Annotated in this window: 25 protein-coding genes; 22 read left to right on the forward strand and 3 right to left on the reverse strand. The window is 74.3% G+C overall.

Annotated features, from left to right (window positions below):
• From IE329_RS28610 to IE329_RS28625, 4 genes are all read left to right on the forward strand, one after another.
• Positions 1-1,004, forward strand: a 1,004-nt coding sequence (locus IE329_RS28610; protein WP_373311321.1) for a right-handed parallel beta-helix repeat-containing protein, incomplete at its 5' end; no start/stop codon positions are given.
• Between the two features lie 265 nt (positions 1,005-1,269).
• The gene (locus tag IE329_RS28615) at positions 1,270-1,440 is read left to right on the forward strand and encodes a hypothetical protein (RefSeq protein WP_190213888.1); all 171 of its coding nucleotides are present in this window, start codon (positions 1,270-1,272) and stop codon (positions 1,438-1,440) included.
• A gap of 171 nt (positions 1,441-1,611) precedes the next feature.
• Positions 1,612-2,403 (forward strand): GNAT family N-acetyltransferase, encoded by a 792-nt coding sequence (locus IE329_RS28620; protein WP_190213889.1) that lies wholly within the window; start codon positions 1,612-1,614, stop codon positions 2,401-2,403.
• A 133-nt stretch (positions 2,404-2,536) separates the two neighbouring features.
• Entirely contained in the window at positions 2,537-3,313 is a 777-nt protein-coding gene (locus tag IE329_RS28625; protein WP_229927839.1) for an alpha/beta hydrolase family protein, read from the forward strand.
• A gap of 97 nt (positions 3,314-3,410) precedes the next feature.
• Here the strand turns inward: IE329_RS28625 and IE329_RS28630 are convergent, their stop codons facing one another.
• Positions 3,411-4,499 carry a bile acid:sodium symporter family protein gene (locus IE329_RS28630; RefSeq protein ID WP_229927840.1) on the reverse strand — a complete coding sequence of 363 codons (1,089 nt, stop codon included), beginning with the start codon at positions 4,497-4,499 and terminating at the stop codon, positions 3,411-3,413.
• A gap of 183 nt (positions 4,500-4,682) precedes the next feature.
• Between IE329_RS28630 and IE329_RS28635 the strand changes: the two genes are divergently transcribed.
• Together IE329_RS28635 and IE329_RS28640 are read left to right on the forward strand one after the other, a co-directional pair.
• Positions 4,683-5,366: a GntR family transcriptional regulator gene (locus IE329_RS28635; protein WP_190213891.1), complete on the forward strand. Its 684-nt coding sequence runs from the start codon at positions 4,683-4,685 to the stop codon at positions 5,364-5,366.
• Between the two features lie 480 nt (positions 5,367-5,846).
• Positions 5,847-7,001, forward strand: coding sequence for an N-acetylmuramoyl-L-alanine amidase (locus tag IE329_RS28640; protein WP_190213892.1), 1,155 nt, complete (start codon positions 5,847-5,849; stop codon positions 6,999-7,001).
• Positions 7,002-7,133: 132 nt separating this feature from the next.
• Here the strand turns inward: IE329_RS28640 and IE329_RS28645 are convergent, their stop codons facing one another.
• A complete protein-coding gene (locus IE329_RS28645; protein WP_190213893.1) occupies positions 7,134-7,688 on the reverse strand; it encodes a YceI family protein in 555 nt (184 codons plus the stop codon).
• Between the two features lie 246 nt (positions 7,689-7,934).
• Between IE329_RS28645 and IE329_RS28650 the strand changes: the two genes are divergently transcribed.
• The 16 genes from IE329_RS28650 (at position 7,935) to hypE (ending at position 24,821) form a co-directional block, all read left to right on the forward strand.
• Positions 7,935-9,260: an ATP-binding protein gene (locus IE329_RS28650; protein WP_373311322.1), complete on the forward strand. Its 1,326-nt coding sequence runs from the start codon at positions 7,935-7,937 to the stop codon at positions 9,258-9,260.
• 198 nt (positions 9,261-9,458) lie between these two features.
• Complete coding sequence (locus tag IE329_RS28655) at positions 9,459-11,255, forward strand: hydrogenase maturation protein (RefSeq protein ID WP_190213894.1); 1,797 nt, start codon at positions 9,459-9,461, stop codon at positions 11,253-11,255.
• A 138-nt stretch (positions 11,256-11,393) separates the two neighbouring features.
• Positions 11,394-12,476, forward strand: coding sequence for an NADH-quinone oxidoreductase subunit B family protein (locus tag IE329_RS28660; protein ID WP_190213895.1), 1,083 nt, complete (start codon positions 11,394-11,396; stop codon positions 12,474-12,476).
• Positions 12,477-12,550: 74 nt separating this feature from the next.
• Positions 12,551-14,335 carry a nickel-dependent hydrogenase large subunit gene (locus IE329_RS28665; protein WP_190213896.1) on the forward strand — a complete coding sequence of 595 codons (1,785 nt, stop codon included), beginning with the start codon at positions 12,551-12,553 and terminating at the stop codon, positions 14,333-14,335.
• Positions 14,332-14,928: a hypothetical protein gene (locus IE329_RS28670; RefSeq protein ID WP_190213897.1), complete on the forward strand. Its 597-nt coding sequence runs from the start codon at positions 14,332-14,334 to the stop codon at positions 14,926-14,928. The genes IE329_RS28665 and IE329_RS28670 overlap by 4 nt, the downstream gene beginning before the upstream one ends.
• On the forward strand, positions 14,925-15,578 hold the full coding sequence (locus IE329_RS28675; protein ID WP_373311323.1) for a DUF5947 family protein: 654 nt from the start codon (positions 14,925-14,927) through the stop codon (positions 15,576-15,578). Before IE329_RS28670 ends, IE329_RS28675 begins: the two co-directional genes overlap by 4 nt.
• The gene (locus IE329_RS28680; protein ID WP_229927841.1) at positions 15,575-16,285 is read left to right on the forward strand and encodes a DUF6084 family protein; all 711 of its coding nucleotides are present in this window, start codon (positions 15,575-15,577) and stop codon (positions 16,283-16,285) included. The genes IE329_RS28675 and IE329_RS28680 overlap by 4 nt, the downstream gene beginning before the upstream one ends.
• A complete protein-coding gene (locus IE329_RS28685; protein WP_190213898.1) occupies positions 16,282-17,712 on the forward strand; it encodes a hypothetical protein in 1,431 nt (476 codons plus the stop codon). The genes IE329_RS28680 and IE329_RS28685 overlap by 4 nt, the downstream gene beginning before the upstream one ends.
• Complete coding sequence (locus IE329_RS28690) at positions 17,709-18,347, forward strand: hydrogenase maturation protease (protein WP_373311325.1); 639 nt, start codon at positions 17,709-17,711, stop codon at positions 18,345-18,347. Before IE329_RS28685 ends, IE329_RS28690 begins: the two co-directional genes overlap by 4 nt.
• Complete coding sequence (locus IE329_RS42085; RefSeq protein WP_373311327.1) at positions 18,332-18,433, forward strand: DUF6893 family small protein; 102 nt, start codon at positions 18,332-18,334, stop codon at positions 18,431-18,433. The genes IE329_RS28690 and IE329_RS42085 overlap by 16 nt, the downstream gene beginning before the upstream one ends.
• Positions 18,434-18,610: 177 nt before the next feature.
• The gene (gene hypA / locus IE329_RS28695) at positions 18,611-18,991 is read left to right on the forward strand and encodes a hydrogenase maturation nickel metallochaperone HypA (RefSeq protein WP_190213899.1); all 381 of its coding nucleotides are present in this window, start codon (positions 18,611-18,613) and stop codon (positions 18,989-18,991) included.
• A 4-nt stretch (positions 18,992-18,995) separates the two neighbouring features.
• Complete coding sequence (gene hypB, locus IE329_RS28700; RefSeq protein WP_190213900.1) at positions 18,996-19,862, forward strand: hydrogenase nickel incorporation protein HypB; 867 nt, start codon at positions 18,996-18,998, stop codon at positions 19,860-19,862.
• Entirely contained in the window at positions 19,859-22,246 is a 2,388-nt protein-coding gene (hypF, locus tag IE329_RS28705) for a carbamoyltransferase HypF (RefSeq protein ID WP_190213901.1), read from the forward strand. Before hypB ends, hypF begins: the two co-directional genes overlap by 4 nt.
• 49 nt (positions 22,247-22,295) lie before the next feature.
• Positions 22,296-22,592, forward strand: coding sequence for a HypC/HybG/HupF family hydrogenase formation chaperone (locus IE329_RS28710; RefSeq protein ID WP_190213902.1), 297 nt, complete (start codon positions 22,296-22,298; stop codon positions 22,590-22,592).
• Complete coding sequence (gene hypD, locus IE329_RS28715; protein ID WP_190213903.1) at positions 22,589-23,743, forward strand: hydrogenase formation protein HypD; 1,155 nt, start codon at positions 22,589-22,591, stop codon at positions 23,741-23,743. Before IE329_RS28710 ends, hypD begins: the two co-directional genes overlap by 4 nt.
• An 88-nt stretch (positions 23,744-23,831) precedes the next feature.
• Positions 23,832-24,821, forward strand: coding sequence for a hydrogenase expression/formation protein HypE (gene hypE, locus IE329_RS28720; protein WP_190213927.1), 990 nt, complete (start codon positions 23,832-23,834; stop codon positions 24,819-24,821).
• Between the two features lie 91 nt (positions 24,822-24,912).
• On the opposite strand, the gene IE329_RS28725 is transcribed toward hypE, so the two are convergent.
• Positions 24,913-26,895, reverse strand: a complete 1,983-nt coding sequence (locus IE329_RS28725) for a discoidin domain-containing protein (RefSeq protein ID WP_190213904.1) — start codon at positions 26,893-26,895, stop codon at positions 24,913-24,915.
• Positions 26,896-27,000: the final 105 nt, after the last annotated feature.

Here is a 27,000-nt window from a genome sequence, read left to right on the forward strand (position 1 = left end):
CGGCCACCGCCACGCCGACGGCCACCGCCACGCCGACGGCCACCGCCACGCCGACGGCCACCGCCACGCCGACCGGCTCTCCCGGCCCGACCGCGTCGGCAACCCCGACCACCGGCGGCGGAGTCGTGCGGGTGACCACGGCGAAGGAGCTGAAGGCGGCCCTGGCGGCAGCGGTACCCGGTCAGACCATCGAGCTGGCCGACGGCACCTACCTCGGCAACTTCTCGACCACCCGGCCCGGTACGGCCGACCAGCGGATCACCCTGACCGGCTCCGCGAACGCCGTGCTCACCACCACGACCGGCGGCGGCTACGGCCTGCACCTGGACGGTGCCGGGTACTGGACCGTCCGGGGCATCACGGTGACGGGGGCCCAGAAGGGCATCGTGGTCGACACGGCCGACCATGTGGTGATCGACTCGGTCACCGTGCGCAACCTGACCATGGAGGGCGTGCACTTCCGCAACTCCAGCCGCTACGGCGTGCTGAAGAACTCCACCGTCCGCGACACCGGCACGCTCGGCGACGGCAAGGGCGAGGGCGTCTACGTCGGCACCGCGAACACCCTGGCCGACCGCAGCGACTACGTGCAGATCCTCGGCAACGTCATCGGTCCGCGGGTCGGCGGGGAGAACATCGACCTGAAGGAGGGGACCACCGGCGGGCTGGTCTCGGGCAACACCTTCTACGGCGACGGCCTCACCAACAAGAACTTCGACGACTCCTGGGTCGACGTGAAGGGCAACAACTACGTCATCGAGAACAACAAGGGAGTCGGCACCCTGAAGGACGGCTACCAGACGCACACCCAGCAGCCCGGCTGGGGCTGCGGGACGGTGTTCCGGCACAACACCTCGGACCTGGGCCCCGCCAACGGCACCGCCGGGCGGTACGCGTTCGGCATCACCAACTACGACCCCGCCGGCTGCCCGGTGACGGTCGCCGCGGACAACACCGTCACGGGGGGCGACGGCCTGGTGAACCCGGGCATCCCGGTCGGCTGAGCCCCCGAGCCCCCGAGCCCGCGAGCCCCTGAGCCCCTGAGCCCCCGAGCCCCCGAGCGCCGGGGCACCCGGGCGCTTGAGGTCCTGTGCGGCTGAGCGGCGGCCCGGTTCCGGCCGGGCCGCCGCTCAGCCGCATGCGTACCGTTACCTCCTCGTGACACGACACGTGCCTGTGCGACGTGGCGGACCGGCGTGACGGGGGAACACTCATAAGTCCACTCGCACGACCGGGCGAAGAGCCTCGCCCAGAGACGGACGGTTGCCCATGTTCGGCCGCAAGCCCCGTGAGACCGAGGACGCCGAGGCGCTGGCGGCGCTCATCGCGGACGCGCGCCGCTGGGAGTACGGGGGCCGGCACGCCCGCCGGGTCGAGCAGTTCGGGCCGGTCCGACGCGAGCGGACGGCCCTGGGCCGGCAGCGTTCGGCCGAACGCTGACACCGTCCGGGAAGGGGAGCCCGCCGGCCGGCCGCCGGCCTCCAGCACCTGATTCTCCGGCCCCACGGCCGCCGAGGTCCGGCCCCGAGCGCCCGACCCCCGTCGCCCGGGGCGGCGGGTACCCCTCGCGGGCCCGGAAAAGCGCTTGGCGCCGTCACTAGGGTGATTCCCATGATCAGCATTGACGGAGAGCCGCAGGACACGGACCCCCGGGCCACGGACGCCCCGCCCGCGAACGCCCCGGCCGCGAACGCCCCGGCCCCGGACGGCCCGGCCGACAACGACCCGCCCACGGAGGCCCCGCCCGCCGCCGGCTCGGCGGTCGACCCCGGGGGCAGGCTGCGCCCGGTCGTCCTGACCGGCCGGCACGTGCGGCTCGAACCGCTGGGCCACGGGCACCACGACGGCCTGTGCGAGGCGGTCCGCGACGGGGAGCTGTGGAACCTCGCGGTCACCCTCGTCCCGCACCCGGACGACGTCGCCGCGTTCATCGACCAGGCACTCGCCGCGCACCGCGAGGGGCAGCAACTGGCCTTCGCCACCATCGACTCCGCGACCGGGAGGGTCGCCGGATCGACCCGCCTGATGGCCGTCAACCTGCCCTACCGCCGGTTGGAGATCGGCTTCACCTTCCTCGGCAGGTCCTGGCAGCGGACGGCGGTGAACACCGAGGCCAAGCTGCTGATGCTGACCCATGCCTTCGAGGAACTCGGCCTCAACCGCGTCGAGTTCCTCACCGACTTCCGCAACAGCGCGTCGCGGGCGGCCATCGCCCGGCTCGGTGCGACCCAGGAGGGCGTGCTGCGCAGCCACATGGTGATGCGGGACGGCTTCGTCCGGGACTCGGTGCTCTTCAGCATCACCGCCGCCGAGTGGCCGGAGTCCAAGCGCCGCCTCACCGCCGCGCTGGCCGCCCGGGCCACCTCCGCCGGGCGGGCGGGGGAGGCCGAGGCCGCCCGCTGAGGTCGTCCCGGTGCCTGCCGCCGGGGACGGGCCTCCCGCCGTCACGGCCCTCGCATAGAGTCCTCGGTGAGACCAGGGACGGCCAGGCGGGAGGCGGACGATGTCCGGGAGCAACGGCGGATCGGATTCACCGGTGGCGGGCCCCGACGCCACGCTGGCGTACGGGCACGATCATCCGGACCAGGTCGCCGACGTCATCCTGCCCCGCGGATCCGGGGCCGGGCCCGCCCCGCTGGTGCTGTTCCTGCACGGCGGGTTCTGGCGGGCCCGCCACGACCGGCTGCACGCCGGCGAGGCGGCCGGGGCGCTGGCCGGACAGGGGTACGCGGTGGCCAACGTCGAGTACCGGCGGGCCGGGGCGGGCGGCGGCTGGCCGGCCACCTTCACCGATGTGGCCCTGGCCGTCGACACCCTGCCGGGACTGGTCGACGCGGCCTACCCCGGCCGGGTCGACCTCGGCCGGGTGGTCTACTGCGGGCACTCGGCGGGCGGCCACCTCGCGCTCTGGGCCGCCGCCCGGGACCGCCTGCCCGCGGCCGCCCCCGGCCGCACCGACACGGCTCCCCGGGTGGCCGGCGTGGTCGGCCTGGGCGCCGTCACCGACCTGGCCCGGGCCTGGCGGTCGGGGAACGGGGAGGGGGCGGTGGCCGAATTCCTCGAAGGCGGCCCGGACGACCTGCCGGACCGCTACGCCGCCGCCGACCCGAGCCGCCTCGGCCCCCCGTCGGTCCCCACCGTCCTGGTCCACGGCGACCAGGACCAGCGCGTTCCGGTCGAGATGGCCCGCCGCTACCGGGACGACTTCGGCGCGAAGCTGATCGAACTGCCGGGCACCGGCCACTTCGAACTCATCGAGCCCGCCTCCACGGCCTGGCCGCACGTCCTGGCGGCGATCGAGCAGGTCCTCTGAGCCCGGTCGCCGGGCACGGCCGGCCCACCCGGGCAGCCGTGGCCCTGAATCCCGGGTCCGGACCCCGAATGTCCTGAACGCCGGACGCGTCCGGGCATCACCCGACCCGGTGCGGCACCTGCGGGGCCGGGGGTTCCGAGGCCGTCGCGGCCTCCGGGGGCGCCGGGGGAGTGGACCGGCCGGCCGGGTCGGCCGGCGCCGGTGCTCCGGCGGCCCAGCGGCGGGCCAGCACGGTGCAGGTCATCAGCTGGATCTGGTGGAACAGCATCAGCGGCAGCACCATCAGGGCCACGTCCTTCGCGGCGAACAGCACCGCCGCCATCGGCAGGCCGGCCGCCAGGCTCTTCTTGGAGCCGCAGAAGACGACGGCGATGCGGTCCGCGCGGGTGAACCCCAGCCGCCGCCCGGCCTGGTCGGTGAGGCCCAGGGCGGCTGCCAGGATCAGGACGCAGAACCCGGCCAGGATCAGCAGCTGGAGCGCGGAGACCGTGTGCCAGACGCCCGCGACCACGCCCTCGCTGAAAGCGGTGTAGACGACCAGCAGGATCGATCCGCGGTCGACCAGCGTCAGGACGGGCTTGTGGGCGGCGATCCAGCCGGCCGTCCAGCGCCGGGAGAACTGGCCGAGCAGGAACGGCACCAGCAGTTGCAGCACCAGGGTGAGCACCGATCCGGCGTCGACCCGGACGGCGCCGCCGCCGAGCAGCAGCGAGGCCAGCAGCGGGGTCAGCAGGATGCCGAACAGGCTGGAGAAGGAGGCGGCGCACACCGCGCCCGCCACGCTGCCGCCCGCGATCGAGGTGAACGCGATCGAGGACTGCACGGTGGAGGGCAGCAGGCAGAGGAACAGCAGTCCCCTGGCCAGTTCGGGGGAGAGTACGGGGCCGGCCAGCGCCTCGGCCGCCAGGCCGAGCAGCGGGAAGAGGGCGAAGGTGGCCAGCAGGATGGTCAGGTGCAGCCGCCAGTGCCGGGCGCCGTCCAGGGCCGCGCGGGTCGAGAGCCGGGCGCCGTACAGGAAGAACAGCACGGCGATGGCCGCCGTCATCAGGTGTCCGAGTCCGCCGGCCACCGCGCCGCGGGCGGGCAGCAGCAGCGCGAGCCCGACGGTGGCCAGCAGGGCCAGGATGTACGGGTCGACTCCGAACCGGGCGGCGGCCCTGCTCAGGGGTGCGGAGAGGTTCTTCACCCGGCGCCGCCTTCCTGTCGTTGATCTGCTTCTGTCCGTGCGAGTCCGTGCGAGTCCGTGCCCGCCCGTGCTGTCGGGCGCCGGCGCGAAGGCTGCGCCCCCGGCGTGGGGCAGCCTGTAGTACGTTCGCGGCGTCGGTCTCTTCGTCGTCCTGACGACGATTGTATTCAATCGAGGTGGGCGATGGAACGCGCGGGTGCCCCGCAGGCCGGCCCGCGGGGCAGGATCTCGCCCCAGGCCCTGTGCCGGGCGATCCGGGAGGACGTGATCCGGGGCGTGCACCGGCCGGGATCCCGGCTGACCGAGGAGTCGATGGCGGCCCGCTACGGCGTCTCGCGGGTGCCGGTCCGGGAGGCGCTGCGGGCCCTGGAGGCGGAGGGCTTCGTCCGGTCCCGCCCGTACGCGGGGATCGTCGTGGTCGAACTGGACGACGCCGAGGCCGAGGACCTGCTGGAGGTCCGGGCGCTGCTGGAGCCGCTCGGCGCCGGCCGGGCCGCGCTGCGCCGCACGCCGGAGCAGCTGGGACGGCTGAAGGAGCTGGTCTCGCTGGGCCGGGCCGCGATCGAGGACGGGCGGCTGGACGAGCTGGCGCGGCTGAACAGCCGGTTCCACGAGGTGATCGCCGCCGCCTCGGGCAGCCGTACGCTGAGCCGGCTGGTCACCCAGCTGAGCCAGAAGATCGCCTGGGTGTACTCCGTCGACCTGCCCCGCCGGGCCCAGGACTCCTGGCGCGAGCACGAGGAGATCGTGGCGGCGGTCGAGCAGGGCGACCCGGAGGCCGCCCGCGCGGTGGTGGCCCGGCACATCGCCGCCGCCCGGAGCGCCTACCGGCGGCGGGCGCCCGGGCCGGCGGACGACCGCTCCTGAAGGGCGGGCCGCCGCCCGCCCGGCCCTCCGGTGCGCGAGCTCCTTCCCGCCGGTCGTATACAACAGTGACCCCGGCGCCCCGTCGGCGATGAAGCCAGCGGCGCCCCGTCCCGACGAACCGTCAGCGGCGCCCCGTCGGCCGTCACTCCTTGGTGGCGCCGGGCCGCCGACGGCTCCCCGGCCGGGCCGGCCCCGGACGGCGCCAACGCGCGGCCGGCCTGCGCCGGAGCCGGTTCCGAACACCGGGGCCGCTCCGTTGGCCGTTCGTTGGTGCGGCGTTGGCGCCGTCCGGCATGATCATGCCGTTGGACATCGCTTCGCCCGGCCGGTTCGCGCGCGGAGGACGGCCGCCGTCGGTCCGGGCGGCCGGCCGCGCGGACCCGCGGGTGTCCGCCGGGCCGACGACTTGTCCGTGCAGCTCCGGCCGGGAGCCGATCGGCGCCTGCCCCTGTTCGCGTTCCACGTTGAGATGGGATCTCGATGCCGCACCACACTCCTGCCGTCAGCCGCCGCGCCGTGATCGGCACGATCGGCGCCGCGACCGCGGCCGTCGCGGTGGCCCCGCTGAGCGCCGCCGCGGCCGAGGCCCCCGCCGGCCAGGCGTCGCAGAGCGGCCGCCCGCCGGCCGGTCAGCGGGTCGCCGACATCCCGCGGACCCGCGCCAGCTCCGCGGCCGGCGAGGCGGCCACCGCGGTCCGCACCAGCTTCCCGATCGAGTACGTCGGTGTCAGCTGGACCGGGCCCAAGCGCGGCGCCTCGATCCGGCTCCACCAGGCCGAGGGTGCCGCGCCGGCCGACTGGCAGCCGCTGGCCGCCGGCTGCGCGGGCGGTCCGGACGGCCACGAGGCCGACCCGGCCACCGCCGCCACGGCGCTGATCGCGGCCGGCGGCGCGCTCGGCTTCGACCTGCGCCTGCCCGACGGCGCCACCGACGTGCGCTCGGCCGCGATCGACACCGTCGGCGGCCCGAGCCGCCAGGTGACGCTCCCCGCCACCACCCCGACGATGTTCGGCCGGATCGAGTACCTGTCCCGCGCCGCGTGGGGGGCCGACGAGAGCAAGCGGTTCAAGAACGGCGTGGAGAACACGCCCACCGCGTACTACCCGCTGCAGACGCTGACGGTGCACCACACCGACGGCGTGAACGCCGACCCCGACCCGGCGGCCACCGTCCGGGCGATCTACGAGTACCACGCGATCACCCTGGACTGGGGCGACATCGGCTACCACTTCCTGATCGACGAGGCCGGCCGGATCTACGAGGGCCGCTACTCGGGCACCGACGGCGTCCCGGCCCACGACAGCACCGGCAAGGTGGTGACGGCCTTCCACACCGCCGGCTTCAACTCCGGCAACCTGGGCATCGCCCTGCTCGGCACCCTGGTCGGCCAGCAGCCAACCGACGCGGCCCGCGCGTCGCTGACCGCGCTGCTCGCCGGCCTGACCCTGTGGCACGGCCTGGACCCGGAGGCGCACGTCACCTTCGTCAACCCGGTCAACGGCGTGACCAAGCCGGTGGACATGATCAGCGGCCACCGCGACTGGCTGGCCACCGACTGCCCCGGCGCCACCATGTACGCCTCGCTGCCCGCGCTGCGTGCCGATGTCGCCGCGCTGGACAACCTGCTGCACTGAGCACGGACGGCCGCACCGCCGGCCGCACCGGCTCCCGCACCGGGCACCTGCCCGGTAGCGGGGTACCGCCCGGTACGGCCGCGGGCCGCTGTCCCGGGGGTCCGCCCGGGGGCAGCGGCCCGCTCCGGCCGGTCAGGCCTGCTTGATCGCGGAGATCTCGAACTCCAGCAGGACCTTGTCCCCGACCAGCACGCCCCCGCCCTCCAGCGCGGCGTTCCAGTTGACCCCGTAGTCCTTGCGGCTGATCGGCACCGAGCCCTCGAAGCCCACCCGGAGGTTCCCGTACGGGTCGCGGGCAGCGCCCTGGTACGCGAACTCGATGCCGATCGCGCGGGTGGTCTCCTTGATGGTCAGGTCGCCGGCGAGCCGGAAGTGGGTGGCGTCCAGCGTCTCGACCCTGGTCGAGACGAAGGTGATCTCCGGGAAGGTCGGGGCGTCCAGGAAGTCGTTGGTGCGCAGATGCCCGTCGCGCTGCTCGTTGCGGGTGTCGATGCTGGCGGTCTTGATGGTGACGGTGGCGGTCGACCTGGCCGGGTCCTCCCCGTCGAGGTACGCGGTGCCCTCGAACTCCTTGAACGCGCCCCGGACCTTGGTCACCATCGCGTGGCGTGCGACGAAACCGATCTCGGTGTGGGCGGGGTCGATGGTGTAGGTCCCGGTCAGCTCGGAGGTCGGGATCTCGGTCACGGCAGGCTCCACATCGGTCGGGTCGGGACGGCCGGGAAGACGCCCCGGGCCCACGCTAGGCAGAGACCCGGCCGCGGCGGGCCAGCCCCGCAGGGCGCATCGCCTGCCCGGCCCAGCGATCCGTGCCGACCGGCCCGCCCGCCCCGGGTGTCCCCGCCCGCACGTGCGGCCTCTCGCCCCGGCCGGCCCGCCGGGACGCCCCGGGCCGCGCCGCCTACCGTGGAACCGAAGGCCGGGTGCGCCGCGGTGTCCGTCGCGGCCGGCCGCCCGGCCGAGGGCGAGGTGGTGGCGGTGCCGGCCTGGAGACTGCGGGATTTCCACGACGACGATCTGGACCAGGCCGTCCTGGTGTGGGACCGGAGCCGGCCGGCCGACGAGCAGCTCCCGGTGTTCCCCGTCTCCGAGGTGATGGCCGCGGCCCACTCCGGCCAGCCGGCGGTGGTGGCCGTGGTGGGCGAGGAACTGGTGGGGATGGCCGTGGCGCAGGCCCAGGGCGAGCGGGCCTGGCTGCTGCTGATGGCGCTCTCCGCGCAGTGGCGCCGGCGCGGGATCGGCAGCGCCCTGCTGGCCGAGCTGGAGCGCCGGCTGCACGAGCGGGGCGTGCGGCGGATCTGCGCGCTGCTCCCCGAGGGCGGCACCGGCACCCAGGCACTGCGCAACAGCGGGTACCGGCGCCGCGCCGGGCTGGTGTACTTCGAGAAGTTCTCGCACGCCGGGGCGGCCGAGGCGGGCCTGCTCGCCGAGCTGGGCGGCCGCGAGCTGCCGGCGGGCCTGTGGGAGGCGCTGGCCGGCATGGAGCGCGAGAAGCAGGTCGTGGAGCGGCGGATCGTGCTGCCGCTGGCCGAGCGCGAGCTGGCCGGCCGCTACGGGGTGGCGCCGCCCAAGGCGGTCATCCTGTTCGGCCCGCCGGGCACCGGCAAGACCAGCTTCGCGAAGGCGGTGGCCTCCCGGCTCGGCTGGCCCTTCGTGGAGCTCTTCCCGTCCCGGCTGGCCGCGGACGCGGAGACCGGCCTGGCGGCCTCGCTGCGGGACGTCTTCGCGGACCTGGCGGAGCTGGCGAACGTCGTGCTCTTCATCGACGAGGTGGAGGAGATCGCCGGGATCCGCTCCGGCCTCGCGGTCGACCCCGGGCACGGGGTGACCAACGAACTGCTGAAGCTGATCCCCCGCTTCCGCGAGTACGACGACCGGCTGCTGGTCTGCGCCACCAACTCGGTCCGCTCGCTGGACCCGGCGTTCCTGCGCCCCGGCCGTTTCGACCACGTCATCCCGATCGGGCCGCCCGACCCGGTGGCCAGGGCGGCGATCTGGTCCCGCTACCTGGGGGGCGCCGCCGACGGCGTGGACGTGGACCGGCTGGTCGCGGCCAGCGGGATGTTCACCCCCGCCGACATCGAGTTCGCCGCCCGCAAGGGGGCGCAGGCGGCCTTCGAGCGGGAGGTCCGGCACCGGCAGGGCCGCCCGGCCGGCACCGAGGACTTCCTCGCCGCGATCACCGGCACCAGGCCCACCCTCACCGAGCAGGCGATCACCGAGTTCGAGGAGGACATCGCCCGGTTCACCAGGATCTGACCCGCCGCGTCCGAGGTCGGCCCGGTGCCGCGCCCGAGGTCGGCCCGGTGCCCGCGCGAGGACGCCGCCGGGACCGACCGGGTGACCTCGCCGCCCCCGGCCGCCGCGTCGCCCGGCCGCCGCCCCACGGCGGGGGGACGATCGCTGCCGACGGGGCCGGCTGCTCGGTCGCCGGCCCGGACGGCTCCGGAGGTCTTGATGCGGGTCCTGCTCCTGGCGAGCGCGTTCAACAGCCTGACCCAGCGCGTCTTCGCCGAACTGCGCGACCACGGGCACCGCCTGACGGTGCACCTGGCCTGTGGTGACGAGCCGCTCCGGGAGGCCCTCCGGCGGGACGCGCCCGACCTGGTGCTCGCCCCGATGCTGAAGGCCGTGATCCCGCCGGACGTCTGGAGCCGGTACCCCTGCCTGGTGGTCCACCCCGGCCCGCCCGGTGACCGCGGCCCGTCCTCGCTGGACTGGGCGATCCACGAGGGCGCCGAGCACTGGGGCGTGACGGTGCTCCAGGCGGACGGGCGGATGGACGGCGGCGACGTCTGGGCCACCGCCGGCTTCCCGGTGCCGCCGGTGGGCAAGAGCGACCTCTATCGCAACGAGGCCTCCGACGCCGCCGTCCGGGCCGTGCTGCTGGCCGTCCGGCGGTTCGCCTCCGGGACGTACCGGCCCCGCCCGCAGCACGGGCCGGAGCGGGACGCCCCCGAGCACGTCCGTCCGTACTTCGACCAGGGGCTGCGCGCGATCGACTGGGCGGCCGACCCGGCCGAGCTGGTGCTGCGCAAGCTGCGGGCGGCCGACTCGCAGCCCGGCGTCCTCGACGAACTCCTCGGCGGCGAGTGGTACCTGCACGGCGGCCACCCCGAGGACGAGCTGCGCGGACGCCCGGGCGAGCTGCTGGCCACCCGGACCGGGGCGGTCTGCCGGGCGACGGCGGACGGCGCGGTGTGGATCCCGGAGCTGCGCCCGCGCCGGCGACCCGGCGGCCCCGAGACCTTCAAGCTGCCGGCCGTCCTGGCGCTGGGCACCCGGCTGCCGGAGCTGCCGGAGCTGCCCACCCCGCTGGAGCTGCCCGAGCACCGCCGCACCTGGGCGGAGATCCGCTACCAGGAACAGGGCCGGGCCGGCCTGCTCCGGTTCTCCTTCCCCGGCGGCGCGATGAGCACGGATCAGTGCCGCCGGCTGCTCGCCGCGTACCGGTTCGCCTGCTCGCGCCCGACCTCGGTGCTGGTGCTGGGCGGCGGCCGGGACTTCTTCTCCAACGGCATCCACCTGAACGTCATCGAGGCCTCGCCGGATCCCGCGGAGGAGTCCTGGGCGAACATCACCGCGATGGACGACCTGGTCGAGGCGGTGCTGACCACCACCGACCGGCTGGTGCTGGCGGCGCTCGGCGGCAACGCCTCGGCGGGCGGGGTGGCGCTGGCGCTGGCGGCCGACCAGGTGTGGGTCCGGGACGGCGCGGTGCTGAACCCGCACTACCGGCTGATGGGCCTGTACGGCTCCGAGTACTGGACGTACACGCTGCCCCGGCGGGTGGGCGCGGCCACCGCCGAGCGGCTCACCCGGTCGGCCCTGCCGCTGACCGCGGCCGGCGCGCAGCGGCTGGGCCTGGTGGACCGGGTGATCGAGGCCTCGCCGGAGGATTTCGGACGGGAGGCGGCCCGGCTGGCCGGGCTGCTCGCGGCCGGACCGGCGGCCGACGGCCTGATCGCCGCGAAGAAGGCGGCCCGCGAGCGGGACGAGGCGCGGCGCCCGCTGGCCGAGTACCGGGAGCGGGAGCTGGCCCTGATGCACCGCAACTTCTTCGCGCCGGAGGAGCCGTACCACGCGCTGAGGTCCGCCTTCGTGCGCAAGCGTCCCCGGCCGGGCACGCCCGCCCATCTGGACCCGCGGCTGCTGGACCGGCGGGCCCCGGACCTGCCGCCCACGGAACCGCCGGGGACGGACCGGGCGGAGCCCGGCCCGCAGGCTCCGCCCGGCCCGTCCCCGCGGGTCTGACCGGCCCGGCCGTCCCCGCTTGCGATCTTCGCCGCCACCGCTTCGGCTCCCTCTGCCTGAGCCTCCCGCGGTTGGTGCTGCTATGAAGAATCGAGTCCGTTTTGTCGGACTCGTCCCAGTGTTCGAGGAGGCATCCTCATGGGTGCGACAGAAACCACCACCGTAGAAGGATCCGCCCCGCAGGGCGGCCAGGAACTGCCGCTGGTGCACATCCTCTGGATCAACGCCGGCCTGAGCTGCGACGGTGACTCCGTGTCACTGACCGCCGCGATGCAGCCCAGCATCGAGGAGATCGTCACCGGCGCGCTGCCCGGAATCCCCCCGATCGCCGTCCACTGGCCGCTGATCGACTTCGAGTGCGGGCCGGTGCAGGGCGCCGACAACTTCGTCGAGTGGTTCTTCAAGGCGGAGCGCGGCGAACTGGAGCCCTTCGTCCTCGTGGTCGAGGGCTCCATCCCCAACGAGAAGATCAAGGAGGAGGGCTACTGGTGCGGCTTCGGCGACGACCCCGCCACCGGCCAGCCCATCACCACCAGCGAATGGCTGGACCGGCTGACGCCCAAGGCCACCGCCGTCGTCGCGATCGGCACCTGTGCCACCTACGGCGGCATCCACGCCATGGCCGGCAACCCGACCGGCGCGATGGGCGTGCCCGACTACCTCGGGTGGGACTGGAAGTCCAAGGCCGGCCTGCCGATCGTCTGCGTGCCCGGCTGCCCGATCCAGCCGGACAACTTCTCCGAGACCCTGCTGTACCTGCTCTACCAGCTGGCCGGCTCCGCGCCGATGATCCCGCTGGACGACAAGCTGCGCCCGACCTGGCTGTTCGGCGCGACCGTGCACGAGGGCTGCGACCGCGGCGGCTACTACGAGCAGGGGCAGTTCGCCACCGAGTACGGCTCGCCGCAGTGCCTGGTGAAGCTGGGCTGCTGGGGACCGGTGGTGAAGTGCAACGTCCCCAAGCGGGGCTGGATCAACGGCGTCGGCGGCTGTCCGAACGTGGGCGGCATCTGCATCGCCTGCACCATGCCGGGCTTCCCCGACAAGTTCATGCCGTTCATGGACGAGCCGCCCGGCGGCAAGGTGTCCAGCACCGCCAGCACCGCGTACGGCCTGGTGATCCGCAAGCTGCGGTCGATCACCGCCGACACCGTGGACAAGGAACCCAAGTGGCGCCGCACCGGGAAGAAGCTGGCGACCGGCTACCGGCCGCCCTGGTGATTCCCTGACGCCGAACCAGCCGGCCGGCTTCTCCGCCCGGTGACCACCCCGACGAGAAAGGCACGAGAGAGACGATGGCACCGACGACGAAGGCGGCCGGCGACGGCAGCGGCCTGACCGAGATGTCCTGGGATCCGATCACCCGGATCGTGGGCAGCCTCGGCATCCACACGAAGATCGACTTCAAGCAGAAGAAGGTCGCGGAGTGCTACAGCACCTCCTCGGTCTTCCGCGGCTACAGCGTCTTCATGCGCGGCAAGGACCCGCGCGACGCGCACTTCATCACCAGCCGGATCTGCGGCATCTGCGGCGACAACCACGCGACCTGTTCGGTGTACGCGCAGAACATGGCGTACGGCGTGAAGCCGCCGCACCTGGCCGAATGGATCATCAACCTCGGCGAGGCCGCCGAGTACATGTTCGACCACAACATCTTCCAGGAGAACCTGGTCGGGGTGGACTACTGCGAGAAGATGGTCCGCGAGACCAACCCCGGGGTGCTGGACCTGGCGGAGCGCACCGAGGCCCCGCACGCCGGTGACCACGGCTACAGGACCATCGCCGACATCATGCGCTCGCTCAACCCGATCGAGGGCGAGTTCTACCGCGAGGCGCTCCAGGTCTCCCGCTACACCCGGGAGATGTTCTGCCTGATGGAGGGGCGCCACGTGCACCCCTCCACGCTCTACCCCGGCGGCGTCGGCACCGTCGCGACCGTCCAGCTCTTCACCGACTACCTCAGCCGGCTGATGCGCTACGTCGAGTTCATGAAGCGCGTCGTGCCGCTGCACGACGACCTCTTCGACTTCTTCTACCAGGCGCTGCCCGGGTACGAGGAGGTCGGCCGGCGCCGCATCATGCTGGGCTGCTGGGGCAGCCTCAACGACCCGGACCACTGCGACTTCACCTACCGCAACATGACCGACTGGGGCCGGCGGATGTTCGTCACCCCGGGCATCGTGGTCGACGGCAAGCTGGTCACCAACGACCTCACCGAGATCAACCTCGGCATCCGGATCCTGCTCGGCAGCTCCTACTACCAGGACTGGGAGGGGCAGGAGCAGTTCGTCACCCACGACCCGCTCGGCAACCCGGTCGACCCGCGCCACCCGTGGAACCAGCACACCATCCCGGCGCCGCAGAAGCGCAACTTCGAGGACAAGTACAGCTGGGTGATGTCCCCGCGCTGGTTCGACGGCAAGGACTACCTGGCGCTGGACACCGGCGGCGGGCCGCTCGCCCGGCTCTGGTCCACCGCGCTGTCCGGCCTGGTCGACTTCGGGTACGTCAAGGCCACCGGCCACAGCGTGCAGATCAACCTGCCGCGCACCATGACGAAGCCGGAGACCAGCTTCGAGTGGAAGATCCCGCAGTGGAGCAACGCGATCGAGCGCAACCGCGCCCGGACGTACTTCCAGGCCTACGCGGCCGGCGCCGCCCTGCACTTCGCGGAGAAGGCCCTTGCCGAGGTCCGCGCCGGCCGCACCCAGACCTGGGAGAAGTTCGAGGTGCCGGACGAGGGCCTCGGCTGCGGCTTCACCGAGGCGGTGCGCGGCGTGCTCTCGCACCACATGGTGATCCGGGACGGCAAGATCGCCAACTACCACCCGTACCCGCCGACCCCGTGGAACGCCAGCGTCCGCGACACCTACGGCACGCCGGGCCCGTACGAGGACGCGGTGCAGAACACCCCGATCTTCGAGGAGAACTCGCCGGAGAACTTCAAGGGCATCGACATCATGCGGGCCGTCCGCAGCTTCGACCCCTGCCTGCCCTGCGGCGTCCACATGTACGTCGGCGACGGGCGCACGGTGCAGAAGATGCACGTCCCCACCGGGCTGAGCGGGATGGGCGGATGAACACCGTGACCCAGGGCGGCGCCCCGAGCGCCGAGCAGACCGGCCGGCGGGTCGAGGAGGTCCTCGACCGCCTGGCCGCCACCGGCGACCGCGTGGCCGGCGCCGCCGCCGAGGAACTGGTCCGGGCGCTGATGGACTTCTACGGCGCCGGCCTGGCCCGCGCCGTCGCGCTGCTCGACGAGGGCGCGGGTGCGGGTACCGGTACCGGCGGCGACCCGGGCGCGGGCCGGCCCTCGCCCGCACTGGCCCGCCTGCTGGACGACGAACTGGTGGCCGGCCTGCTGGTGCTGCACGACCTGCACCCGTACGACGTCACCACCCGGATCCGGCAGGCCCTGGCCGCGGTGCCCGACCACCCCGCCGAGGTGCTCGGCTTCGACCCCGGCACGGGGACCCTGCGGCTGCGGCTCGAAGCGGGCGGCGGTGGCGGCTGCGGATGCGCGAGCACCGCGCAGAGCCCGCAGCAGAGCATCGAGGGCGCGCTCGCCTGCCTCGCACCGGAGGTGACCACGGTCGAACTGGAAGCCCCGGAGCCGCGCGCACCCGAACCGGTCCTGCTGCAGATCGGCGCCAGGCCGGCGGGCGCCCGGTGAACGCGCCGCCGGCCGCCCCGGGCCGCCCGGGCACCGCCCTGCTCCGCCGGCTGCGGGAGCCCGCGCCCCCGCAGCCGGAACGCTGCGAACTGTGCGGGCAGGCGCTGGCCGCGGACCACCGGCACCTGGTGGAGACCGAGCTGCGCGCCCTCGCCTGCGCCTGCCAGGCCTGCACCATGCTCTTCGCCCAGGCCGGCGCCGGCGGAGGCCGCTACCGGGCGGTGCCCGACCGCTACCTCGTCGACCCGGACCACCGGCTCGACGACAGCGCCTGGGAGCAGCTGCAGATCCCGGTCAGCACCGCCTTCTTCTTCCGCAACGCCGCCCTGGAGCGGCTGGTCGCGCTGTACCCCAGCCCGGCCGGTGCCACCGAGAGCGAACTCGACCCGCAGACCTGGGAGTCGGTGCTCGGCCGCAGCGACCTGTCCGCGCACCTGGCGGACGACGTCGAGGCCCTGCTGCTGCACCGCGCACCCGGCCGCACCGAGTGCTACCTGGTGCCGATCGACATCTGCTACGAGCTGGTCGGCCGGATGCGCCTGCACTGGCAGGGCTTCGACGGCGGCGCCGAGGCCCGGGCCGACCTCGCGGCCTTCTTCGAACGCGTCCGGGCCCGGGCCCGGACCCTACCGGAGGGCGAACTGCCGTGACCCCACTCACCTTCACCTGCACCGGGGTCCGGGCCGACCCGTACGCGGCCGGCCCCACCCTGGTCTTCCGGCTCCGGATCACCGCCGGCGACCAGGCCCGGGTGCACGCCCTCGCGCTCCGCTGCCAGCTGCGGCTGGAGCCGGCCCGGCGCGGCTACGGCGCCCAGGAGGGCGAACGGCTCACCGACCTGTTCGGCGAGCGCTCCCGTTGGGGCAGCACCCTGAACCCGGTGCAGTTCGCCCAGGTCTCGCTCACCGTGCCCGGTTTCACCGGGGAGACCGAGGCGGACCTGGTGGTGCCCTGCACCTACGACATGGACATCGCCGCCTCCCGTTACCTCGGCGCCCTGACCGACGGCGAGGCCCCGCTGCTGCTGCTCTTCTCCGGCACCGCCTTCACCGGCGCCGGCGGGTTCCAGGTCGAGCCGGTGCCCTGGGACCGCGAGGCCCGCTGCGCGATGCCCGTCGCCGTCTGGCACGAGATGATCGAGCAGCACTTCCCCGGCTGCGGCTGGATCCGGCTGCCCCACGAGACCATGGACGCCCTGCTCGGATACCGCTCCCGGCACGCCCTGCCCTCCTGGGAGGCGACCGTCGCCGCCCTGCTGGCCTCCGCCGGCAGCGGCCCGTCCGCGCCGCGACCCGCCCGGCTGCTCGGCGCGGCCGCGGCACCAGCACACCTGTCGACCGAAGGGACCGTCCGGTGACCACCAGCGCGTCCGTGCCCGAGGTGGAGTCACGCTTCTCCGCCGCCCGTCAGATCGCCGACGCCGTGCTCTTCGAGGGCTACGTGCTCTACCCGTACCGGGCGTCGGCCGCCAAGAACCGGCTGCGCTGGCAGTTCGGCGTCCTGGTCCCGCCCGCGTGGGGCACGGACAGCGCCGAGCACTGCGCGCAGCGCACCGAATGCCTGATGGAACCCCGCCGGGGCGCCACCCTGATGATCGAGGTGCGTTTCCTGCGGGCCCAGCGCCGTACCGTCGAACGGGCCCTGCCCGGCTGGGCGTTCGAGGTCACCGACGCGCTGGAACTGCCCGACCGGATCCTCGTCCCGTGGGACGAGGGCGTCGAGGAGCGCATCGAACTCTCCATTCCCGTCGACGAGTTGACCGGCACCGGGGTCAGCGTCCCGTTCAGCCGGCCGGCCGGCGAGGAGAGCGAGCTGGTCCACACCGAGGAGGGCCAGGTGACCGGGCGGCTGCACCGCCGCCGCGAACAGGTGGACGGCCTGCTGCGCCTGCGCGCCACCGAAGTGCCCGGCCCGTACACGGCGTTGAAGCTCACGGCCGAGCTGGAGAACGCCGGCGGCTGGGCCCCGAAGGAGGGCGACGCCCGGGACGCCGCGCTGCCGCACTCGCTGATCTCCGCCCACCTGCTGCTCGGCCTCAGCGACGGCACCTTCGTCTCGATGACCGACCCGCCGGAGTGGGCCAAGGGCGCCGTCGCGGACTGCCGCAACGAGCACACCTGGCCCGTGCTCGCCGGTGAGGAGGGCCGTGCGGACGTGCTGCTCTCCTCGCCGATCATCCTGGAGGACCACCCGATGGTCGCTCCCGAGAGCGCCGGGACCCTCTACGACGCGACCGAGATCGACGAGATCCTGGCCCTGCGCACCACCGCGCTCACCGACCGGGAGAAGCGCGAGGCGAGGGGCACCGACCTCCGGGCGGGCGAGGTGATCGACCTCGCCGACTCGCTGCCGCCGGAGGTGTGGGAGCGGCTGCACGGAGCAGTCCGGGCGTTGCGCGAGATCACCGAGCCCGCCGACCCGCGGCCGCCCGCCGGGGTGACCGGACCGGACGACCCGTTCACCGCGACGCGGCCGGACACCCCCTGGTGGGACCCGGCGGGCGACCGCAGCGTCGACCCGGCCCGCGACCGGGTGCTCATCGGCGACAGCTCGGTCGGGGCAGGCAGCCGGGTGCTGCTCAAGCCCGGGCTGCGGCGCACCGACGCGCAGGACCTCTTCCTGGACGGCCGCGCCGCCCTGGTCGAGGCGGTGCTGCACGACGTCGACGGCGCGGTGCACCTGGCGGTGACGGTCGAGGGGGACCCGGGCGCGGACCTCTGGCGCCAGCAGGGCCGGTTCCTGTACTTCCAGCCCGACGAGGTCGTCCCGCTGGAGGAGGGGTGAGCGCGGGCGCCGGCGCGGCAGGGCGGGTGCTGGTCGCGGGGGTCGGCAACATCTTCCTCGGCGACGACGGGTTCGGAGTGGAGACCGTCCGGCGGCTGGCCGCCCGGCCGTTGCCGGCGGACGTGGAGGTCGTCGACTTCGGCGTCCGCGGCGTCCACCTGGCCTATCAACTCCTGGACGGCTACCGGACGCTGGTCCTGGTGGACGCCACCGCGCGGGGCGGCGTGCCCGGCACGGTGTACCTCATCGAGGCGGCCACCCCCGGCTCGGTGGAGCCGGAGTCCCCCGTCCTGGACGGACACCGGATGGGGCCCGACGCCGTCCTCGCGCTGCTGGACACGCTCAGCGCGGGGACGGGCGGCGCCCCGCCCCGGCGCGTCCTGGTGGTCGGCTGCGAACCGCAGTCGCTGGAGGAGGGCATCGGGCTCAGCGGGCCGGTGGACGCCGCGGTCGGCGAGGCGGTCGAGGTGGTGCTCCAGGTGCTGCGGGACGAGGCCCAGGACCTCGCGACGGGGCCCGGCCGGCCGGCCGGGGACCAGGCGCGGAACGACGACGCGGCCGCCGCGGACCGAGCGGCGGCCGTGCTGGCGGGGGACCGAGAAGAGAGAAGGACACCAGCATGCGGAAAATCCTGATCGCCGGCCTGGCCGGGGCCGTCACCCTGCTCGTCGTGGTGAGCCTGCCCGACATCAAGCGCTATCTGCGGATCCGCTGCATGTGAGGAGCGGCCCGGGCCGCCGCCCCCGCGCGGGGGATGCGGCGAATGGCGTAGGCACCGGCGTGGTGACGGCGCGGCTGCCGGGCCGCGCGGTCACCACGCCTTGTAATGGGGCCCGGACGAAGGCGCCGGCCCGACGGCAGGCGCCCACTGCGGCGACCACGCGCGGGAAGAAGGCCGATGCACGAGATGTCGATCGCGATGGCCGTGGTGGAACAGGTCGAGGAATCCGCCGGCCCGGCCGGGGCGGGCGCCGTCGAGGCGGTCCACCTGGAGGTCGGCGAACTGGCCGGGGTGGTCCCGGAGGCCCTCGCCTTCTGCTTCGAACTCGTCTGCGCCGGAACGGCCCTGGAGGGCGCCGAGCTGGTCACCGAGACGGTGCCCGGCCGGGCCCGTTGCGGGCCGTGCGCCGCCGAGTGGGCGGTGGGCATGCCGCCGGACCTGCTCTGCCCGCAGTGCGGAGGGGTCCGGGCGGAGCTGCTGGCCGGGCGCGAACTCCGGATCACCGCCGTGCGCCGGGCCGACGGCCCGGCCTACGCCCCCGCCAACCAGGAAGGCTGAAGCCATGTGCCGAGTCGTCGACCTGCAGCAGGCCGTGCTCGCCAAGAACGACCGCAGCGCGCAGGACCTCCGGGCCGGGCTCGCCGCGCGCGGGGCGATCGCGGTCAACCTGCTGTCCAGCCCGGGGAGCGGGAAGACCGCCCTGCTGGAGAGCGAGCTCACGATCGCCCGCGAGCGCGGCGTCCCGGTCGCGGCGCTCACCGCCGACCTCGCCACCGAGAACGACGCCACCCGGCTGGCCCGCTCCGGGGTGCCGGTGAAGCAGGTGCTCACCGACGGGCTGTGCCACCTGGAGGCGTCGATGCTCGGCCGGTACCTGGACGGCTGGCTGCCGGAGGCCACCGAGCTGCTCTTCGTGGAGAACGTCGGCAACCTGGTCTGCCCGGCCTCCTACGACCTCGGGGAGTCGCTCCGGGTCGCGCTGGCCGCCGTCACCGAGGGCGAGGACAAGCCGCTCAAGTACCCGACCGCCTTCGGGCTGGCGAACCTGGTGGTGGTGACGAAGGCCGACATCGCCGCCGCGGTGGAGTTCGACGAGGCGGCGTTCCGGGCCAACGTCCAGCGGGTCAACCCCGGCGTGGAGATCCTCCTCACCTCGGCCCGTACCGGCCGGGGCCGGGGCGACCTGCTCGACCGGGCGCTGGCCGTCCGCGCGGGCGGGCCGGTGCACCTGCCGGTGATGGCCCGGCAGGCGGCGACGGACGGCCACACCCACGGGACCGGTGACGACCACTCGCACGGGCACGGGCACGGGCACGGGCACTCGCACGGGCACGGGTACTCGCACGAGCACCCGCACGACCAGGAGCACGACCACGACCACCCGCACCCGCACGGGCACGCGCACCTGCCGGCCGGAGAGCGGTCTTGACCCTCGACCAGGGCCCGGCCGTCCACGAGCGGCGCCGGGTCGCCGTCCGCGGCGTGGTCCAGGGCGTCGGCTTCCGGCCGTTCGTCCACAAGCTCGCCACCGAGCTGGGGCTGCACGGCCAGGTCACCAACACCGGCGAGGGCGTCACGGCCGAGGTCGAGGGCCACCCCGACCGGCTCGCCGACTTCTGCCGCCGACTGGCCAGCGACGCACCCGTGCTGGCCTCGGTCGAGTCCGTCAGCCACCGGCCGCTGCCCGTCACCGGCGACCGCGGGTTCGCCATCCTCGCCTCCGGCCCCGGCGGGCCGCGCCGGACCCTGATCCCGCCGGACGTCGCGACCTGCGCGGACTGCCTCGCCGAACTCGCCGACCCGGCCGACCGCCGCTACCGCCACCCCTTCATCACCTGCACCAACTGCGGTCCGCGCTTCACCATCGTCACCGCGCTGCCCTACGACCGGGCCAACACCACCATGGCCGGCTTCCCGATGTGCCCGGACTGCGCCCGCGAGTACGGCGATCCGGCCGACCGCCGCTTCCACGCGCAGCCCGTCGCCTGCCACGCCTGCGGGCCCGTCCTCACCCTCACCGCCCCCGGCGGGCCCGGGGCGACCGGGTCGGCCGCCGTCGCCCGCGCCCGCCGGCTGCTCGCCGCCGGCGCGATCCTGGCCGTCAAGGGGATCGGCGGCTACCACCTCGCCTGCGACGCCGCCGACCCGCGGGCGGTCGCCCTGCTGCGCCGGCGCAAGGCCAGGGGCGACAAGCCGTTCGCGCTGATGGCCCGCTCGCCCGCCGAGATCGAACCGTACGTCCGGATCGACCGGGCGGAGCGGGAGTTGCTCACCGGCCCGGCCCGGCCGATCGTCCTGCTGCGCCGCCGGCCGGGCGGGCCCGCGCTCGCCGCGGAGATCGCGCCGCGCAGCCCCGACCTGGGCGTGATGCTCCCCTACACGCCGCTGCACCACCTGCTGCTCGGCCTGCCCGGCGACCCGCCCGGCCCCGGGCTGCTCGTGCTGACCAGCGGCAACCTCGCGGGCGAGCCGATCGTCACCGACGACGCCGAGGCACTGGTCCGGCTGGCCCCGCTCGCCGACGCCTGGCTGGCCCACGACCGCCCGATCCAGGTGCCGTGCGACGACTCGGTGGTGCGGATCTGCGACGGCGAGCAATTGCCCGTCCGCCGCTCGCGCGGGTACGCGCCGCTGCCGGTCACCCTGCCGGTGCCGGTGCGGGCCGCGCTCGCGGTCGGCGGCGACCTGAAGAACACCTTCTGCCTCGGCGAGGGCCGCCGGGCCTGGCTCTCCGGTCACATCGGCGACATGGACGACCTCGCCACCCAGCGCGCCTTCGGCCGCGCGGTCGACCAGTTGGGCGGCATCACCGGCGTCACTCCCGGACTCCTCGCCGCCGACCGGCACCCCGGCTACCGCTCGACCGGATGGGCGCGCCGCAACGCCGCCGGCCGTCCGCTCGTCCAGGTGCAGCACCATCACGCGCACATCGCCGCCGCGATGGCCGAGCACGGCCTCGACGGCGGCCGGCCGGTCATCGGGGTGGCCTTCGACGGCACCGGCTACGGCGACGACGGGGCCGTCTGGGGCGGTGAGGTCCTGCTGGCCGACTACGACGGGTTCCGGCGGTACGCGCACCTGCGGTACGCCCCGCTGCCCGGCGGCGACGCCACGGTGGCCCGCCCGTACCGGATGGCGCTGGCCCAGCTGTACGCCGCCGGGATCCCCTGGACGCCGGACCTGCCCTGCGTGGCGGCCTGCCCGCCGGACGAACTCCGTTTGCTTGCGCGCCAGTTGGAGCGGAACCTGAACTGCGTGCCGACCTCCAGCATGGGCCGGCTCTTCGACGCGGCCGCCTCGCTGGCCGGTGTCTGCCAGCTGGCCGGCTACGAGGCGCAGGCCGCGATCGAACTGGAGGCGGCGGCCGTCGCCCACCAGGACGACGAGGGTCCGGGCTACGCGTTCGCCCTGGGCCCGGGCCCAGGCCCGGGCGGGGACGGGGACGGGACGGGCCCGGGCGGTGTGCCGCTGGTCGCCGACCCCGGGCCGGTGCTCGCCGCGATGGCCGCCGACCTGCGGGCGGGCGCACCCCCCGGCCTGCTCGCGGTGCGCTTCCACCGGGCGGTGGCCGGCCTGGTCCGCACGGTCTGCCGGCCGGCGCGCGAGCAGCACGGGCTGGAGACGGTGGCGCTGACCGGCGGGGTCTTCGCCAACCTGCTGCTCTCATCGCTCTGCGCCCGGGAGTTGAGGGCGGACGGCTTCACCGTGCTGCGCCACCGGCTGGTCCCGCCGAACGACGGGGGCCTGGCCCTCGGGCAGCTGATGGTGGCCGCGCGCCTGGCGGCGGGGGAGGCGGAGCAGGCCCAGTCCTGAACAGCGGGTGAGCAGTTCGACCGGTCGCGGAGCAGTGAAGGAGAGCCGGATGTGCCTGGCAGTACCCGGAAGGGTTGTGGAGATCGAGGAGCGGGACGGTACCCGGATGGCCGTCGTCGACTTCGGTGGCGTGGTCAAGGACGTGTGCCTGGAGTACCTGCCGGACCTGGCGGTGGGTGAGTACGCCATCGTCCACGTCGGGTTCGCCCTGCAGCGGCTGGACGAGGAGTCGGCCCGCAAGACGCTGGAGCTTTTCAACGAACTCGGCCTGCTGCAGGAGGAGTTCGGCGATCCGTGGGAGGCGGCCGCGGGTGCGGGCGCCGCCGCGAAGGAGGTGCAGGAGTGAAGTACCTGGAGGAGTTCCGGGACCCGGAGCTGGCCCGCCGGCTGCTGGACGACATCCGCGCCACGGTGACCAGGCCGTGGGCGCTGATGGAGGTCTGCGGCGGGCAGACGCACACCATCATCCGGCACGGGATCGACCAACTCCTGCCGGAGGGGGTCGAGTTGATTCACGGCCCGGGCTGTCCGGTGTGCGTGACGCCGCTGGAGGTGATCGACAAGGCCCTGGAGATCGCCTCCCGGCCCGGCGTGATCTTCTGCTCCTTCGGCGACATGCTGCGGGTGCCCGGCACCGACCGCGACCTGTTCCGGGTGCGCGGCGAGGGCGGGGACGTCCGGGTGGTGTACTCGCCGCTGGACGCGCTGCGGATCGCCCAGCAGAACCCGGACCGCGAGGTGGTCTTCTTCGGCATCGGCTTCGAGACCACCGCGCCGCCCAACGCGATGACCGTGTACCAGGCGCGCAAGCTCGGGATCCGCAACTTCAGCCTGCTGGTCTCGCACGTGCGGGTGCCGCCCGCCATCGAGGCGATCATGACCTCGCCGGACTGCCGGGTGCAGGGCTTCCTGGCGGCCGGCCACGTCTGCAGCGTGATGGGCGTGGAGGAGTACCCGGAGCTGGCCGAGCGGCACCGGGTGCCGATCGTGGTGACCGGCTTCGAACCGCTCGACATCCTGGAGGGGATCCGCCGCACCGTACGGCAGTTGGAGCGCGGCGAGCACACCGTCGAGAACGCCTACCAGCGGGCGGTGCGGCCCGAGGGCAACCCCGCCGCCAAGGCCATGCTGGCCGACGTCTTCGAGGTCACCGACCGCGCCTGGCGGGGCATCGGGGTGATCCCGCGGAGCGGGTGGCGGCTGTCGCCGCGCTACCGCGACCAGGACGCCGAACACCGGTTCCAGGTCTCCGGCATCACCACCGTCGAGCCGGCCGAGTGCCGCAGCGGCGAAGTGCTCCAGGGCCTGCTGAAGCCGAACCAGTGCGAGGCCTTCGGCACCACCTGCACCCCGCGCAACCCGCTCGGCGCCACCATGGTCTCCAGCGAGGGCGCCTGCGCGGCCTACTACCTCTACCGGCGGCTCGGCCTGCCGGCCGCACCCCTGCCGGCCAGGTCCCTGCCGGTCGTCCCGCTGGAGGCGAGCCCCGTTGCCTGACACCACGACCACCGTCCCCGCCCCGGCCGCCCCCGACTTCGCCAACTGGAGCTGCCCGCTGCCGCTGCGCGACCACCCGCGGGTGGTGATGGGCCACGGCGGCGGCGGGGCGATGTCCGCCGAACTCGTCGAGCACGTCTTCGCCCCCGCCTTCGGCGGACCGCTGCTGGCCTCGCTCGGCGACTCGGCGGCGCTCACCCTCGGCGGCGCCCGACTGGCCTTCTCCACCGACTCGTTCGTGGTCCGGCCGCTGTTCTTCCCCGGGGGCAGCATCGGCGACCTCGCGGTCAACGGCACCGTCAACGACCTCGCCATGAGCGGCGCCCGGCCGGCCTACCTGTCCTGCGCCTTCATCCTGGAGGAGGGCGTGGAGATGGCGACGGTCGCCCGGGTCGCGCAGGCGCTCGGCGAGGCCGCCCGCCGGGCCGGCGTCGAGGTGGTGACCGGTGACACCAAGGTGGTCGAGGCCGGCCACGGGGACGGCATCTACCTCAACACCGCCGGGATCGGCCTGATCCCGGCCGGCGTGGACATCCGCGCGCAGCGGGCCGCACCCGGCGACGTGGTGATCGTCAGCGGCGACATCGGCGTGCACGGCGTCGCGGTGATGAGCGTGCGCGAGGGCCTGGAGTTCGGCGTCCGGATCGAGAGCGACTGCGCCGCCCTGGGTGGGCTGGTGGAGGCGATGCTCGCGGTCACCCCCGACCTGCACGTGCTGCGCGACCCCACCCGGGGCGGGCTCGGCGCCGCCCTCAACGAGATCGCCGTCGCGGCGGGTGTCGGCGTGCTCGTCCAGGAGCGCAGCGTTCCCGTCCCGGACGAGGTCGCCAACGCCTGCGCGATCCTCGGGCTGGACCCGATGTACGTCGCCAACGAGGGCAAGCTGGTGGCCTTCGTCCCGCGCGAGCACGCCGGGGCCGTCCTGGCGGCGATGCGGGCCCACCCGCTCGGTGCCCGGGCGGCCGTGATCGGCGAGTGCGTCGCCGACCACCCCGGGATGGTGGTCGCGCGCACCGGGCTCGGCGGCACCCGGGTGGTGGACCTGCCGATCGGGGAGCAACTGCCCAGGATCTGCTGAGCGTGGGGTGCGGGTGCGGGTGCGGGTGCCGGGACCGGCCGGTCCCGGCACCCGCACGCCGGCAGGCGTGTCCGCCCGGCGGGGGCGCGGCTCAGCCGGAGTACACCCGGAACGCGGCGACCTGCCCGGCCGGCCAGCCGGTGTTGGCGGTGAGGACGAGCCGGACGTACCGGGTGGTCACGGTGGCGGGCAGGGTCAGCGTGGCGGTGTTCCCGGTGGCCGGGTCGAAGGTGCAGCCGGTGGCGCCCAGCAGTTGCCCGAAGGAGCCGCCGTCGGTGCTGCCCTGCACGGCGACGGTCTGCGTCCGGGTGGCCCAGGCGGTGGCCGGCGGCAGCGCGAGGACGATCCGGCGGACGGCGGTGACGCTCCCCAGGTCCACCTGGAGCCACTGCGGGAAGGCGTTGTTGGCGCTCTCCCAGTAGCTGTTCGGGTCTCCGTCCACGGCGTTGCCCGAGCCGTACACCTGGGTGTGGCTGCTCTCCGCGGTCGGCCGGTTCAGGGCGAGGTCGACGGTGGGCGAACTGCCCGCCGCCGTCGTGACGGTGCACGGGTCGGACGGGCGGGAGACGCCGCCGGCCGCGTCGAGCGCCAGCACGTCGAAGGTGTAAGCGGTCGAGGCGGTGAGCCCGGTCACGGTGAAGGCGGTGGCGTTCCCGGCGGCGCTGCCGACCGGGGTGGCGGTGGCGCCGTTGACCTGGCGGATCCGGTAGCCCGTCACACCGACGTTGTCGGTGGAGGCCGTCCAGGCGAGCGCCACGGTGGTGTCCGTCCGGGCCGTGACGTGCAGGCTGCCCGGGGCGGTCGGCGGTACGGTGTCGCCGCCCCCGCCGACCACCGGCGGGGTGGGCCGGACGGCGCTGAGGGCGAGCTGGCCCTTGAGCATCCGGCCGCCGTCGCCGGTCAGCCGCAGGTAGTAGTCGGAGGAGCAGGCCGTACCGTCCTCGTCCAGTGCGAGGAAGCCCGAACCGGCCGGCACCCAGGCCTGCGACTCGGCGGTCTTGGCGATCTGGTTGCCCTCGTTGTACTCGTCGAACATCGAGATGTAGACGCTCGCCACCCCGGCCCGGCCCATGTTGTAGAACTGCCGCCACATGAAGTCGCCGTGGGCGCGCTGGCGGCCGGAGACGCCGCCGGGCAGCACGCACGGCTGGTAGTCGATGCCGTGCGCGGCGCACTCGGCGAGGTCGGGCACGGTCGCGACGTTGTAGAAGTTGTCGGCGTCCGCGACGTTGCCGATCCGGCCGACCATCCACGGCGAGAGCATGTCGAAGGCGTGGTAGACGCCGCCGAAGCCGGGCCGGGAGTCCCGGTCACCCGTGCGCCACCAGGTCGGCACCCCGCCGATCACGTAACAGCCCTGCGCCTTGAACCAGTTCACCACGTCCAGGCAGGCGTCCGGGGCGAACGGCCGCTGGTTGTCGTTGAAGCCGAAGCCCCAGATGCAGACCACCGGCTTGCCGTTCTGCCGGGCGTAGGCGGACGAGGCGGTGTGCGCCCGCATCTTGCCGGTCCAGTCGGTCTTGATGTCCGCCTGCATGGTCGTCCAGTCGGAGACGTCGTACATCACGTAGAACTTCACGCCCTGGGACTCGGCCGCGCTGCGCACCTTGCCCGCCATGGCGTCGCGGGTCGGCCCCTCGCCACCGGTGGGGTTGAAGCGCTGGAGGGCCGCGGTGTCGACGCCGTACTGCTTCATCCAGCGGAAGTGCACGTCGACGGTCGACTGGTCGTAGGAGGAGAACAGCGTGGCCGGCTGCCCGTTGCCGAGGTTGCCGAAGGCGGTCCGGTAGGTGGCCGGGTAGTCGCGGACGTCGGGCCAGGCCACGATGCTGTTGTTGGACGGCGACGGGGTCTGGCCCCAGTTCTGGGCCCAGTGCCACCAGCCGTTGACGGGGGCGCCGTCCCCGGCGCAGGCGAACCAGCCCTGGTAGCCCACCGTCACCTTGCCGACCACGTCGCCGGGCGCGCTCGCCGCCGCCGCGGGCCCGGCGAGCACGGCCTCACCGAGCCCGATCGCTCCGGCGACGCCTGCCGCGGCTGCGGCTTGCAGGAACGCCCGACGTGTGACACCCATCTGGATCTCCTTCGATTGGTCGTCAACTCGGCCGCCGGAGGAAGACATTGAGCGAGCACGGCAGCTCGGAGCCCGATGCCGGGGATCGTAACGAGATGGACATGC

Source organism: Kitasatospora indigofera (genome assembly GCF_014655955.1).
GTDB classification, from domain to species: domain Bacteria; phylum Actinomycetota; class Actinomycetes; order Streptomycetales; family Streptomycetaceae; genus Kitasatospora; species Kitasatospora indigofera.

What these genes read in the sequence shown, in the direction of transcription:
- hypB (WP_190213900.1), top strand. Translation starts at nt 18,996, where the DNA reads ATGTGCCGAGTCGTCGACCTGCAGCAGGCCGTGCTCGCCAAGAACGAC.
- IE329_RS28670 (WP_190213897.1), top strand. Translation starts at nt 14,332, where the DNA reads ATGAACACCGTGACCCAGGGCGGCGCCCCGAGCGCCGAGCAGACCGGC.
- IE329_RS28655 (WP_190213894.1), top strand. Translation starts at nt 9,459, where the DNA reads ATGCGGGTCCTGCTCCTGGCGAGCGCGTTCAACAGCCTGACCCAGCGC.
- IE329_RS28620 (WP_190213889.1), top strand. Translation starts at nt 1,612, where the DNA reads ATGATCAGCATTGACGGAGAGCCGCAGGACACGGACCCCCGGGCCACG.
- IE329_RS28660 (WP_190213895.1), top strand. Translation starts at nt 11,394, where the DNA reads ATGGGTGCGACAGAAACCACCACCGTAGAAGGATCCGCCCCGCAGGGC.
- IE329_RS28640 (WP_190213892.1), top strand. Translation starts at nt 5,847, where the DNA reads ATGCCGCACCACACTCCTGCCGTCAGCCGCCGCGCCGTGATCGGCACG.
- IE329_RS28710 (WP_190213902.1), top strand. Translation starts at nt 22,296, where the DNA reads ATGTGCCTGGCAGTACCCGGAAGGGTTGTGGAGATCGAGGAGCGGGAC.
- IE329_RS28725 (WP_190213904.1), bottom strand. Translation starts at nt 26,895, where the DNA reads ATGGGTGTCACACGTCGGGCGTTCCTGCAAGCCGCAGCCGCGGCAGGC.
- IE329_RS28665 (WP_190213896.1), top strand. Translation starts at nt 12,551, where the DNA reads ATGGCACCGACGACGAAGGCGGCCGGCGACGGCAGCGGCCTGACCGAG.
- IE329_RS28615 (WP_190213888.1), top strand. Translation starts at nt 1,270, where the DNA reads ATGTTCGGCCGCAAGCCCCGTGAGACCGAGGACGCCGAGGCGCTGGCG.
- IE329_RS28635 (WP_190213891.1), top strand. Translation starts at nt 4,683, where the DNA reads ATGGAACGCGCGGGTGCCCCGCAGGCCGGCCCGCGGGGCAGGATCTCG.
- hypA (WP_190213899.1), top strand. Translation starts at nt 18,611, where the DNA reads ATGCACGAGATGTCGATCGCGATGGCCGTGGTGGAACAGGTCGAGGAA.
- hypE (WP_190213927.1), top strand. Translation starts at nt 23,832, where the DNA reads ATGGGCCACGGCGGCGGCGGGGCGATGTCCGCCGAACTCGTCGAGCAC.
- IE329_RS42085 (WP_373311327.1), top strand. Translation starts at nt 18,332, where the DNA reads ATGCGGAAAATCCTGATCGCCGGCCTGGCCGGGGCCGTCACCCTGCTC.